We start from the raw sequence: 11712 nt of genomic DNA, 5'->3' as shown, positions 1-11712 counted from the left end.
GCTGCTTGCAGCGGAAAATTTTAGCTAGGAGACGTTATGACTACCCAAACCGTTCACAGTGAAGCTCTTGCCGTTTATCAAGCCATGCCGAAAAAAGCACTCACTGAATTCATGATTGAACACTTTCATGAAAAGCATCGCGCGCAGTTACCTGATCTCATCAACTTAGCGCGTAAAATCGAAGATGTGCACAATGACCACAACGAATGCCCAGCGGGTTTAGCTGAACATTTGCAAGCCATGTACCAAGAGCTTGAAAGTCACATGATGAAAGAAGAGCAAATTTTGTTCCCTATGTTGGCTGGTGGCATTTATCCAAAAGGTCCGATTGCGGTTATGGAAGAAGAGCATGATCAACATGAGCAAATGATTGCGCAGCTTTTAGAACTTACGAATCAGTGCAATGCACCGCGCGGCGCTTGCGGGAGTTGGATTATGTTGTATGAAGGCATTAACGAATTTGTGAGTGACTTACACCAACATATTGCGATTGAAAACAGTGTGCTGTTTAAGCAGGCTGAAGAAGCAACTAAAGGCCACCATGGCAACGGCCACTGTTGTGGCGGTTGCCAATAGGCCGTGCAAGTTACTGAGCCAGCTCGCGCAAGCGGGTTGGCTCAATGACATTGACGAGTTTGTTCTGGACATCAATCACGCCCTCCAACTGCAGTGCAGATAGAATGCGGCTGATGGTTTCGACTGATAATCCCAGATAGTTACCGATGTCAGCGCGAGTCATGGTGAGTCGGAATGAACGGCTTGATAAGCCACGCTCTTTAAAGCGATCAGCAAGGGTCACCAAAAAATGCGCTAAACGTTGCTGTGCAGAACGATTGTTGAGTGTGCCGAGCAATTGCTTGCTGGTGAAAATCTCGCCGCTCATTAAGCGCCACATTTGACGGCGTAAGCCTGGCATTTGTTCCGCGAGATCATCGAGCGAGCTCACGGGAATTTCGCACAGCATGCTGGTTTCAAGCGCTTGGGTATAGCTTCGGTGTTCGCTTCTAGCAAGCGCGTCGAAGCCAATCAAATCGCCCGGTAAATGGAAGTCAATGATTTGCTCAACGCCATTATCATCAATCGTGTATGATTTTAGTGAACCACTCCGAACCGCATATAAAAACTTCAGTGGCGCGCCGGCGTTTACTAACACATCGCGTTTATGTAACGGTTTGTGGCGCTGAATAATGGTATCAAGGCGTGCCATCCCTTCTTGGTCGAGTTGATATGGCAAACATAACGCTGCCATGCTGCAATTTTGACAATGAATGTGTGAAGTCATATTCGCCATAACGTTTTCCTGATGCAGATCAAAATCAATTTTCAATGCATGCAGTATACGCAGTCTGGTTGCGAATTAACCTTGCGCTGAAGGAGTACCCTCGAGATCCCTCTCAAGGGGTAGATCGGGCTAATTTTTAGGGCTGAGATTTTCCTTCACTTCGAGTGCATTGAAGCTGTAATCGGTATCTGGGCGTGTTCCTTTACCCAGTTTGATTTCAACAATGCTCTCGATATCACTCGACTCACGACCACCGATATGAATACCGGCACTGTACGTGTCGCGTGGATAATGCGTGGTAGTGCACGAGATTAAACCGCAGCGCGTGACCATATCGTGTGAACTGGTATAGCCAATACTTGATTCAGGGCTCACACGCTCGCGGTCAATGAGTGTTTCGCGGTGTGTCACCACAAACCAGTCATAGCCATTCTCCAAGGTCACTTCAGCGGCGCGGAGTAAAGCATAGTCCATGGCTTTGGTTTTATCGGAACCGCGAGCTTTAAAACTCACGCGATACTGTGTATCCGAAATTTTAGTTTCTTGGTATCCGTAGCCAGAACCCTCCGCTTTGCGGTAATCAGGCTGTGAACTACAACCAACAAGGACAAGGCTTGCTAATGTGAACAACATAACAGTGAGTGTTTTCATGGTCGTTCTCCTTTGGTTTTAATGCTGCGGGTCGTTTTTTAAATTCGAGTTCCAAGCAGCGTTAAGTGTCTCTTGTTCTTGCGCTGGCGTTAACGGTGCCGAGCGCATTATTTGGTCTAAAACTGGGTCCAGCATGTGTTTGTTGGTTGCTGTCTGATAGCCGCCCGACTGTGTATCAGTGGCGACTTCGAGACTCGCTATTTGTTGCCAAGTGCCATTACGGCGGCACTGGATCCCGGTAGTTTTGGTCGTTTGCTGGGTCACTTCATACTGACGGCAATAATCACCTTGGTTATCGACAAAGGTGAGCTGACCGGTAAACGTCGTGTCGGTAGCCAGTGCATAGGGTTTACCACTTGGCTGTGTCTCGAGAGCCGCGGCAATTGCCGTATCGGGTGTGCCCGTTGTGGGTGTCAATGTCCATACACCTAAGCCAAAACCAATCATTAAAGCAACGCTAGCGGCAACGGCAACATGCTCTTGCACGGCGTTTTTTAACACGTTCCAGCGGCTCAATGAGACGACATTGGTTGGCTCATTCGTTTCTTCAAGCAATTTATAAATTCGCTCTGGTATGGGTTGAGTATTCAGTGCATCAACTCGTTCGCGAACGTGTAAGTCGGTCATAGCGAGAGCCGCTAAGCGCTCAGCAAGTTTTTCGTCATGTTCGAGCTGTTCCCGTACAACCTCTGCCTCAGCCGAGTCGAGTTCATTGTCTAAGAATGCTGATAGCGTCTCGTCATTAATGAACATATGGAGCTCCCCCTTGACGAGTAGCGCTGTCATCGACGTGTGTGTGTTGCAATAATTCAGCTAATTTACTGCGCGCGCGCGCCAAACGACTCATAATGGTGCCGGTAGGTACTTCAAGAATGTCAGCGGCTTCGCGATAACTCAAACCTTGTATGGCAACCAAAGCAATGGCCTCACGTTGCTCGTTCGGAAGTTGTTCTAACGCCGCATCGACTTGATGTAATTCAAGTTGAGCATGAATACGTTGTGCGTCGTCCGTGCTTGATGATTCCTGCAATTGCTCATGATGCACGGCATTTTCACGAACTTTACGTGCACGATGCTCATCAATCCACGCATTACGGCATACTTTAAATGCCCATGCGATGAGCTCAGCATCCTCCGGGACCGAACGTGTTAGTAGGCGTTCAACGGTGGTTTGGAGTAAATCGTCGGCGTCGGCAACATTGCCACATAACGACAGGGCAAAGCGCCGTAAAGCTGGCAATATTGAACTGATTTGTTGTTTCAAGTTTGCTGTTGTCATCGTTCTATCCAAGTTGACTGAATTGAAAACGTTCGTTTCATTCTGTGTTAATTTGGTAACGAGCCATGTCGCACATTTATTCCATGAGAACGGAATTTTTTTTGCTAGAAACCGTTAATGGTGTACACACTTGTTACGCAGCACGAGGTACAACATGATGACTATTAAACTAGCACGTCATTTCACCAAACGAAGCCTTCTCTTTACCTTGTTAACGTTGATTTTACCAACGACGGGGTTTTCACAAGTGCTTGATAATCCAGTACAGCCGGTACTTCAGGATGTTCAACGCACAACCGATCGTGTGCGTAACCAAGTGCAACAGCGCGTTCAAGATAATGTGCAGCAGCGCTTACCTGAAACGCTGCAAAACCTTCATCAAGGGGTCGTGACAGTCGCCAATGACACCATGAATCGACTACCGGTACTTGGCGCCAACAACCAAGAGTTATTTACTGAGGTCACACTCGACGATGGCACGCGTGTGTTGGAGCGCGAATGGCTCGTCGTAGCCTCAGCAGAAGCCGAGCAAGTACTTCAAAAATTGGGTTCTGAGCTGCTTGCAAAGCAAGAACTCGGCGCAGTTGGCATGACGGTATTGCGGTTTAAAGTGCCGGCGGAGTTCAATGATGAAGAGCTGTTGCGTCGTGAATTACCCGATGCCGAAGCGGCATCGTTAGCGCGCCATTATGTTTATGACACCCAAGGCTCGGCTGCTACGGCAGACACTGAGCAAGCTGCTCAGCAGCGCTGGTGTGAAACCCCGGTGACGATTGGTATGATTGATACGGCCGTCGACACCGCGCATCCGGCCTTTGCGAGCCATACCATTGTGCAAAAGGATTTTCTAGCGAATGGTATTGCGCAGCCTACTGCACATGGCACTGCTGTAGCCGGCTTACTTGTTGGTTCACATGAAGACTACATGAGCTTAGTGCCTCAGGCGAAACTTTATAGCGCAGCCATTTTTCATCGCCATAATGCCTTGCAACAAGGCGCTGCGTTGTTACCGTTGTTAGAAGCGTTGAACTGGTTGGCTGAACAACAGGTTCGTGTGATCAACATGTCATTGACGGGGCCCGGCAACCCTTTGTTAGAGCAGGCGGTAAAGCGTCTTTCTGAACAAAATATATTGCTCGTTGCGGCAGCGGGTAATGATGGACCTGCAGCACCTGCGAGCTATCCGGCCGCTTATGACGAGGTGATCGCGGTGACTGCAGTTGATGGTCACGGCGCCATTTATCGGTGGGCGAATCAAGGTGAGTTTGTTGAGTTTGCGGCACGTGGTGTGCAGGTTAAGACAGCGCGACGTGATGGTCAGGTTGGCTATGAAACGGGCACCTCGATGGCCGCGCCAGCGGTGAGCGCAGCGGCTGCGTGTATTTGGCATGAAAATAAACTGCAAAATGTCGCTGAAGTGCGACAGGCACTTCAGCAACGGGTGATTGATCTTGGTACTAAAGGTCGTGATTCAGTGTTCGGTTTCGGGCTCTTAACTGCCGAATGAAACGTCCAAATACAAAAGTTGAATTAGAACGCATAGCTCAACTTCAACTCAGCGAGGGTCTCGTTATAGTCCACATCGGCGAAGTTAGATTGGTTATCAACATACTCAATGGTTGGCGTTAGCTTAAATGCCGAAACCAGCGGAATATCCCACTTCGCGCGCACGGTCAAACGTTGCTCCTCACGTGCAGCACCATCAAGCAGCTGCATTGGGGCCACGTAGTCACGTTGTTGCCACTGCAGATGAACTTGCCAGGTATGTTCGCCACCCCAGCCTGCGGCTTGTGATTGCCAAGTCAGTCGGTACTGCGGCTCTTGGTAACTGAGCTCAGGGTTGGTGGCTGTTTCATCATGGTAGGTATAACCGAACATCACGAAAGTCTTGGCCGAAGGCGTGAACCAATACACATCGCCGGTCATAGCCTGAGCGGTCGCATTGCGATCGGGCACCTGATTAAATGACTTGTCGATGTCTTGTAATGCAATGCGGGTATACCAACGCGTTCCCCACAATCGAGCAAGATAAAGTGCGTCTTGCTGATAATCCATAAACGCCTGCTCAGCCAGATCAGCCTGAGCATCATGACGACTTACGCCCACGGTGAGTGCGTTGAAGTCATATGACAAATCGCCAGAAATGGTGGTGATGGCCAAATCAAATTCATCTTGCGATTGATAGAGCGTTTCGCTGTGGGTAATGCCGGTATTAACGTTTAAGCTGGCCCACGGATTCCATTTCAGCGAGAGACTGCCGTTGAGTTGGGCTGCTTGGTCGGATTTATTGGTTGCAGTATCGAGTTCACGCACCGTGACGTTACTATCGTATAAATACCCCGCTTCGAGCTTACCCTGCCAGCTAAAATCTGGCTCTTCGGCGAGCCCAGTACTTGGCAGTAAGCCCGCGGCGGCAAGGCTAAAAACAAACGTTGATGTTTTCATGGTGATTCCTCCGAGTAAAATATGGAGCTAGCGCGGGGCTAGCTCCATGTCTTCAGGGTCAATCAGGTTTACCTATATTAGTTACCAATGTTGCCGCGAATGGTATTGCGTACCGCAGCATCAACAGTCGATTCCACAGAGCTGTTAATGGTGTCATTCACGCTATCGGTAACGGCAGCTTCAGAAGCTGTCTCGATTGCACCTGAAACAGTTGATGAAACTGTGTCATTAACCGTTGCAGTGACAGCGCCAGCCGTCTGTTGTGCAACGTTTGCAGTTGCATCGACTGTGTTAACAACGTCAGATTGCAAGCCATTAACAGTTTCAAGTGATGCATCGGCTTGACTTGATAGGTCTTGTTCACTTTCAGCTAGCAATTCACCACTGGTTTCAGAAGCTTCTTCCGTTTGCTCGTCATCCGGTTGTTCTTCTTCGGTTGACGAGTCGCTATCCATAGCAGGTTGTGGCATTTGCGCCGAAGCATTTGCGTTTGCATTGGCAGAAACTTGAGTATCGGCCTCTGCGCGATTGTTTTCAGCCTCTACCGAAGTTGATTGCTGCGCAGCAACAGAAGCATTTGCGCTGAGCGAGGCATCTTGTGCGAAAGCCGCACCTGAAGTTAAAGCGAGTGATAAAGCGATTACGTTTAAGTTAAATACGGTTTTCATAATGATTCCTCCGTTATGTCGTAATGACACTTCGATAACGGCAGGAGACCGCGCATTATTCCGTAGTCTTTTGTAAAGGCAGTGCAAAGCGCCAGCAAATGTTGTGTTGATGATATTTCTCGTTACCGATAAAATGCGCCCCTGCCTACAAGGAGCATATTTTGGACGCATTTCTTACTTCGACGGTGACCGTCGCTCTTGCTGAAATTGGCGATAAAACGCAATTACTCAGCCTGTTTTTAGCCGCGCGCTATCGTCACAAATGGTCGATTATTGCGGGAATCTTTGTGGCCACCGTTTTGAATCACTTTGTATCGGCTTGGTTCGGCAGTTGGATTGTTGGTGTATTGCCTGAAAATATTGCGACTTACATTGTTGCGGCCTGTTTTATTGCCGTGGGTTTGTGGGTGCTAATTCCTGATAAGCCAGACAACGATGAACACAATGAGGTGCGTAAATATGGGGCATTTATCGCTACCACGATATTGTTTTTTATTGCTGAAATTGGCGACAAAACCCAGGTGGCAACCATTGTCCTTGGCGCGCAATACACCAGTGTGATGGCGGTTACCATGGGAACCACCTTGGGCATGATGGTTGCAAATGTGCCGATTGTATTGCTCGGTGGAAAACTCATGCAGAAACTGCCGCTTGATCTCGCTCGCTATATCGCTTCAGCGGTGTTCATTCTTCTCGGTATCGTTGCTCTGTTTTGGTGATTCACTACGGTTGTAAAAAAACTTAACCATGATCACAAAACTGACCAAGATTTAATCTATAGTTGATCGCACATTGAAAGAAAATTGGAGGTGTGCGATGCCCCGTCTTGAAGATAAAGTTGCCATTATTACTGGTGGTGCCGCAGGCATAGGTCTTGCGACTGCGGCATTATTTTTGCGCGAAGGTGCGAAAGTTTGCCTTGTCGACTTAAAGCAGTCTGACCTAGATGTCGCGGAAAAAGAGCTGGGTCATGCCGACCGTGTGTTTAGCGTCGCCGCTGATGTATCGAATGAATCCGACGTACAGAAGTTTATCCAAGCAACCCTAGCGCATTTCTCGCGCATTGATGTTCTGGTCAATAACGCCGGCATTGAATGCAAACCCGCTGCTGTGCATGAGCAAGCAACCGAACATTTTGACCGCGTGATGGCAGTGAATGCTCGCGGCGTATTTCTTGGCATGAAGTACGCTTTGCCGCATATGCTCAAAGCGAAGTCTGGCAGTATTATTAATATGTCGTCGGTAGCGGGTCTCGATGGCTTTGGCAATATGAGTCCGTATGTGGCGTCAAAACATGCCGTGGTTGGTTTGACCAAGTCAGCCGCATTAGAAGCTGGACCATTTGGCGTGCGCGTTAACTCCGTGCATCCATCGCCCATTCATACACGAATGATGCGAGCTATTGAAGAAACCATGAACCCTGGCCATGGTAAAGAAGTGCAAAGCCAATTTGAACAAATCATTCCAATGCAGCATTATGGCGAACCGATGGACGTGGCGAACTTAGTGTTGTTTTTGGCGTCTGATGACAGTAGTTTTATTACGGGTTGCCAATATCGCGTCGACGGCGGCATGGGCGCCAGTTAAAAAGCCAAGACGATATTAGCTCTTAGATATTGGATATTAGAAAATACAGTTATGTTGAGATTTGGTGCTGACAAAAAACGTGCTTATGCCGCCTTAATGGCGGTGTTTTGCGTGCTGTTTTTGTGTTGGGGTCAACAAAGTAGCTGGGTCCCTGCAGGGTGTCCACAAGCTCAACATGACACCCAAATCAGTGCTGCTGGCGATACGGTGGTGGTTGCTGAGTGCGATAGCTCCTCGCAATTACTGCAACAGGCGCATCTCAATATATTAGATGGCGGCACGGCGCTTTCGCTGTTTGTGGGCGTGATTTTACTGGTTATTATTCGTCAGCTATTTGTTGGATTTGCGCAGGCGCCGCCCAGTTATCGGCGACGCCGACCCCACCTTCTATTTTGTGTATTCAATGAGTAACACCGGCATGGTTTAAAACTGTGTGATTGCACATTGCTGAATGTGTGATAAATAATCATGAATACATGAGATAAGTTTATGATAAATAATTTAAAAATCTGGTTGGCGACACTGTTGCTCTGGTTACTGAGTAGTAGTGCTCAGGCCCAAGTGGCGACCGACTGGATTCAACTCGAAGAACATCCTCCTGTTCAAGTGCGCTTGCTAATATCAGGCAAAACCGATCCGGAACAACGTCAAGTTGCGGCACTGCTGCAGGTGCGGCTTGCCGAGAATTGGAAAACCTATTGGCGTACGCCAGGCGAGGGCGGTGTGCCACCGCAGTTGGCTTGGCAGAACGATTCCGTCAATATCACCGACATTGCTTGGCGCTTCCCGGTACCTGAGCGTTTTGATGTGCAAGAAATCGAAACCGTCGGCTATCAAGGTGATATCAACTTTCCATTGCAAATTAGTGTGGAAAATTGGCAACAACCCGTTGCGCTGCAAGGGCTCCTAACCTTAGCCAGCTGTACTAATATTTGCGTGATCTCGGACTTCCCTTTGGCATTAAACTTCACGCCAAGTGAGCTTACTGCTGATATGGATGCGATGTTTGCTTACGAGCAGGCGCAAAGTGCCCTGCCGCATCGAGATCACCCGCAGCTCAGTGTCGCTGACATGGTCTGGTCGGCGTCGCAACAGCAATTAGCGGTTACCGTTAAAAATACCGCGCAATGGCGACAGCCGCGGATTTTTGTGGATAGTTTGCGCGAGGATTATGCGGATCTAACCATCGAGTTATTAGAGCAACACCATCAGGGCAATGAGCTGACCGCGCGGTTTGCAATTTCGCATTGGCTGGAACAGCCCGAACTAGCCGGTGAGCCGCTACAGGTGACAATCGCCGATGAGCTAATTCGGGCAGAACTTAGTGCAACGGCGCATGCCGGCAGCGTCAGCTCATCAACAACCGCCACAGGCTGGTGGTTGATGGTTCCGCTGGCGTTACTGGGCGGGCTAATTTTGAATATCATGCCATGCGTGTTGCCAGTACTGGGCTTAAAGCTACAGTCGGTGATGGTTGCCGAGCGTGAACGAAGTCAGGTTCGCCGTCAATTTATTGCCTCGGCGCTTGGTATCATCACGTCATTTGTGCTTCTGGCTATCATGTTGATGTTATTAAAGCTTGGTGGTCACGCGATTGGCTGGGGCATCCAGTTCCAGAACCCTTATTTTATTGGTGGTATGGCAATCGTCATCGGCTTGTTTGCGTTGTCAGTGAGCGGTTTATGGACAATTCAGCTTCCGCAAGGCATGCAACAATGGGTCGCCACCCGCGGTGATCAATCCACATTGGGACATTTCATTCAAGGTATGTTCGCAACCTTACTGGCGACACCCTGCACTGCACCATTTCTCGGCACAGCCGTTGCCTTTGCCCTGGCCACATCTAACTTACAACTATTGATGATTTTTATCGCATTAGGTGTTGGTATGGCCCTACCGTGGTTGGCGGTTGCACTATGGCCAAGCGTCGCGATGAAACTACCGAAACCGGGGCCTTGGTTGAAGTGGGTCAATCGGATTTTTGCGTTGTTGCTGTTGCTCACCACCGCATGGTTAATTAGTTTGCTTGGCAATCATGTCAGTGCCACCACGTTTACATTCATTGTCGCCGCCTTGGTGTTATTGGCGTTGATGTTAGCCTATCGTCGTTTTGGGCGAGCTGGTGTCATCGGTGCTATCGCTGGCGCTATGTTACTGAGCGGGTTTGGTTTGCTCATCAGCAGTTGGACAAGTCAGCCAACGCAGCTACAAGAGCATGCGTGGCAACCGCTTGAGCCAAATGCAATTGCGCGTGCAGTCGCTCAAGGACAAGTGGTGTTTGTGGATGTGACAGCTGATTGGTGTGTAACCTGTAAGGCCAACAAAATAGGGGTGTTGTTGCAAGAGCCGGTTGCTAGTGCGTTACGCGCCGACGATGTCTTACTCATGCAAGGCGATTGGACTCGCCCTAGTGAGCAAATCACGGATTATCTGCGTAGCTATAACCGTTATGGTGTGCCGTTTAATCAAGTTTATGGACCAGGCGCACCGAACGGCATAGCGTTGCCAGTGATACTCACAGATAACGCTGTGTTAGCAGCAATTGAGCAGGCCCGTTGATGAAATTTCTCAAGCAACTCGCTATTTATCTCGCCATATTCATTGCCATCAGTTTTGCAGTGGATAGTTGGCGTAGTCGTGGTCTGCCGTCAGGTCCGATTGATGCGCTCAGTGTCGTGACTATTGAGCAACAGCAACACGATGTTCTGGCTCGTAGTTATGAGCAGCCGGTGATGCTGTACTTCTGGGCCATCTGGTGCCCAGTATGTGATTGGGTATCACCGTCCATTAACTGGCTTGCGGACGATCATGCCGTGTTGAGCGTGGCCATTCGCTCGGGCAATGACGCGCGGCTAACTAGCTATTTGCAACACCATGACTATCAATTTGAAACCGTGAATGACAACACGGGTGAATTAGCGCGTCGTTGGCAAATTAATGCGACCCCGACGGTTGTTATCATTGCTAATGGCGAAATTGTTTCTTACACCACTGGTGCTTCGACGCCAGTCGGTTTATGGTTGCGTCTAACTTGGGCGCAATGGATGCAAAAATTGGAGAAGTTATGAAGTACCTTTTAAGCACTATTTTGTCGTTGTTTTTGATTGTGAGTGCTGCGAGCAACGCACAACAACCATCGACTCAAGCGCAGCAACTGGATCAAATTAATGAACTGCTTGAGCAAAATCCAGAAGTGATCCCAAGCGTGTTGAATAGTTTGCAGCAATATATTTCGAGTAAAAAAACTGCTGAACAAGCGCAACGTGATCATGGGCAATGGTTACTTGATAATGATGACGCACACCCATGGTTTGGTAACGAAAATGGCACCGTACCGGTGATTGTCTTTACCGACTATGATTGTCCATATTGCAAACGCTTAGAACCACATTTGCAGAAGCTCGTGGAAGAATTTCCGCAAGTGAAAGTGATCAACGTGCTGGTGCCACTGCGTCAACAAAGCGTGCAAGGCGGCAATTTAAATCCAGCTAACTTTGCTTTAAATGTGTGGCAGAACCAACCGGAGCAATTTGCCGAAGTACATGACCTTCTTTATAAAAAGAATGGCTTACATACCGGCAAATCGTTGGAGCAAATTGCGCGAAAAACCGGTACACGTTCGCAGTTAGATAGCCCAAAAGCGACACCGACGGTGATTGAACGCAACTATCGTGCCTTCGCTGATTTCCAATTGCGTGGTACGCCAGCCATCATGGTGGGTGGACAAACCATTCCAGGCTACATTGAATATAGTGAGCTGAAGCAGATTGTGCAGCAAACACTCGCACAATAACGTTGAG

The 11712-nt window shown here is 48.8% G+C and carries 14 protein-coding genes; 8 read left to right on the top strand and 6 right to left on the bottom strand.

The window, feature by feature from the left end; all coding sequences use genetic code 11:
• Positions 1-36: 36 nt before the first annotated feature.
• The gene (locus tag BM292_RS08300) at positions 37-576 is read left to right on the top strand and encodes a hemerythrin domain-containing protein (RefSeq protein ID WP_233340247.1); all 540 of its coding nucleotides are present in this window, start codon (positions 37-39) and stop codon (positions 574-576) included.
• 10 nt (positions 577-586) lie between these two features.
• Here the strand turns inward: BM292_RS08300 and fnr are convergent, their stop codons facing one another.
• The 4 genes from fnr to BM292_RS08280 form a co-directional block, all read right to left on the bottom strand.
• Positions 587-1291, bottom strand: coding sequence for a fumarate/nitrate reduction transcriptional regulator Fnr (gene fnr, locus BM292_RS08295; protein ID WP_233340246.1), 705 nt, complete (start codon positions 1289-1291; stop codon positions 587-589).
• 120 nt (positions 1292-1411) lie between these two features.
• On the bottom strand, positions 1412-1933 hold the full coding sequence (locus BM292_RS08290; protein WP_092857485.1) for a CC0125/CC1285 family lipoprotein: 522 nt from the start codon (positions 1931-1933) through the stop codon (positions 1412-1414).
• Between the two features lie 18 nt (positions 1934-1951).
• Positions 1952-2686 carry a hypothetical protein gene (locus BM292_RS08285; RefSeq protein WP_092857483.1) on the bottom strand — a complete coding sequence of 245 codons (735 nt, stop codon included), beginning with the start codon at positions 2684-2686 and terminating at the stop codon, positions 1952-1954.
• Positions 2676-3212 carry an RNA polymerase sigma factor gene (locus BM292_RS08280; RefSeq protein ID WP_092857480.1) on the bottom strand — a complete coding sequence of 179 codons (537 nt, stop codon included), beginning with the start codon at positions 3210-3212 and terminating at the stop codon, positions 2676-2678. Before BM292_RS08280 ends, BM292_RS08285 begins: the two co-directional genes overlap by 11 nt.
• A gap of 154 nt (positions 3213-3366) precedes the next feature.
• Here BM292_RS08280 and BM292_RS08275 point away from each other — a divergent pair, with 154 nt between their 5' ends.
• Positions 3367-4719, top strand: coding sequence for a S8 family serine peptidase (locus tag BM292_RS08275; RefSeq protein ID WP_092857478.1), 1353 nt, complete (start codon positions 3367-3369; stop codon positions 4717-4719).
• A 23-nt stretch (positions 4720-4742) separates the two neighbouring features.
• On the opposite strand, the gene BM292_RS08270 is transcribed toward BM292_RS08275, so the two are convergent.
• A complete protein-coding gene (locus BM292_RS08270; protein ID WP_092857476.1) occupies positions 4743-5657 on the bottom strand; it encodes a surface lipoprotein assembly modifier in 915 nt (304 codons plus the stop codon).
• Between the two features lie 77 nt (positions 5658-5734).
• Positions 5735-6325 carry a hypothetical protein gene (locus BM292_RS08265; RefSeq protein ID WP_092857474.1) on the bottom strand — a complete coding sequence of 197 codons (591 nt, stop codon included), beginning with the start codon at positions 6323-6325 and terminating at the stop codon, positions 5735-5737.
• Positions 6326-6486: 161 nt separating this feature from the next.
• Between BM292_RS08265 and BM292_RS08260 the strand changes: the two genes are divergently transcribed.
• From BM292_RS08260 to BM292_RS08235, 6 genes are all read left to right on the top strand, one after another.
• Positions 6487-7044 (top strand): TMEM165/GDT1 family protein, encoded by a 558-nt coding sequence (locus BM292_RS08260; RefSeq protein ID WP_092857472.1) that lies wholly within the window; start codon positions 6487-6489, stop codon positions 7042-7044.
• A gap of 97 nt (positions 7045-7141) precedes the next feature.
• Complete coding sequence (locus tag BM292_RS08255) at positions 7142-7912, top strand: SDR family NAD(P)-dependent oxidoreductase (protein ID WP_092857470.1); 771 nt, start codon at positions 7142-7144, stop codon at positions 7910-7912.
• Positions 7913-7963: 51 nt separating this feature from the next.
• Positions 7964-8323, top strand: a complete 360-nt coding sequence (locus BM292_RS08250; protein WP_092857468.1) for a hypothetical protein — start codon at positions 7964-7966, stop codon at positions 8321-8323.
• Between the two features lie 78 nt (positions 8324-8401).
• Entirely contained in the window at positions 8402-10471 is a 2070-nt protein-coding gene (locus tag BM292_RS08245; protein WP_092857466.1) for a protein-disulfide reductase DsbD family protein, read from the top strand.
• A complete protein-coding gene (locus BM292_RS08240; RefSeq protein WP_092857464.1) occupies positions 10471-10980 on the top strand; it encodes a protein disulfide oxidoreductase in 510 nt (169 codons plus the stop codon). The genes BM292_RS08245 and BM292_RS08240 overlap by 1 nt, the downstream gene beginning before the upstream one ends.
• Positions 10977-11705 carry a DsbA family protein gene (locus BM292_RS08235; RefSeq protein WP_177203822.1) on the top strand — a complete coding sequence of 243 codons (729 nt, stop codon included), beginning with the start codon at positions 10977-10979 and terminating at the stop codon, positions 11703-11705. The genes BM292_RS08240 and BM292_RS08235 overlap by 4 nt, the downstream gene beginning before the upstream one ends.
• Positions 11706-11712 lie beyond the last annotated feature (7 nt).

This window comes from Pseudidiomarina tainanensis (assembly GCF_900115255.1).
Taxonomy (GTDB): domain Bacteria; phylum Pseudomonadota; class Gammaproteobacteria; order Enterobacterales; family Alteromonadaceae; genus Pseudidiomarina; species Pseudidiomarina tainanensis.
This window is presented reverse-complemented; position numbering and strand designations above follow the sequence as displayed.

Excerpts from the sequence above, each read along its gene's own strand:
- BM292_RS08300 (WP_233340247.1), top strand. The coding sequence starts at position 37 with ATGACTACCCAAACCGTTCACAGTGAAGCTCTTGCCGTTTATCAAGCC.
- fnr (WP_233340246.1), bottom strand. The coding sequence starts at position 1,291 with ATGGCGAATATGACTTCACACATTCATTGTCAAAATTGCAGCATGGCA.
- BM292_RS08290 (WP_092857485.1), bottom strand. The coding sequence starts at position 1,933 with ATGAAAACACTCACTGTTATGTTGTTCACATTAGCAAGCCTTGTCCTT.
- BM292_RS08285 (WP_092857483.1), bottom strand. The coding sequence starts at position 2,686 with ATGTTCATTAATGACGAGACGCTATCAGCATTCTTAGACAATGAACTC.
- BM292_RS08280 (WP_092857480.1), bottom strand. The coding sequence starts at position 3,212 with ATGACAACAGCAAACTTGAAACAACAAATCAGTTCAATATTGCCAGCT.
- BM292_RS08275 (WP_092857478.1), top strand. The coding sequence starts at position 3,367 with ATGATGACTATTAAACTAGCACGTCATTTCACCAAACGAAGCCTTCTC.
- BM292_RS08270 (WP_092857476.1), bottom strand. The coding sequence starts at position 5,657 with ATGAAAACATCAACGTTTGTTTTTAGCCTTGCCGCCGCGGGCTTACTG.
- BM292_RS08265 (WP_092857474.1), bottom strand. The coding sequence starts at position 6,325 with ATGAAAACCGTATTTAACTTAAACGTAATCGCTTTATCACTCGCTTTA.
- BM292_RS08255 (WP_092857470.1), top strand. The coding sequence starts at position 7,142 with ATGCCCCGTCTTGAAGATAAAGTTGCCATTATTACTGGTGGTGCCGCA.
- BM292_RS08250 (WP_092857468.1), top strand. The coding sequence starts at position 7,964 with ATGTTGAGATTTGGTGCTGACAAAAAACGTGCTTATGCCGCCTTAATG.
- BM292_RS08245 (WP_092857466.1), top strand. The coding sequence starts at position 8,402 with ATGATAAATAATTTAAAAATCTGGTTGGCGACACTGTTGCTCTGGTTA.
- BM292_RS08240 (WP_092857464.1), top strand. The coding sequence starts at position 10,471 with ATGAAATTTCTCAAGCAACTCGCTATTTATCTCGCCATATTCATTGCC.
- BM292_RS08235 (WP_177203822.1), top strand. The coding sequence starts at position 10,977 with ATGAAGTACCTTTTAAGCACTATTTTGTCGTTGTTTTTGATTGTGAGT.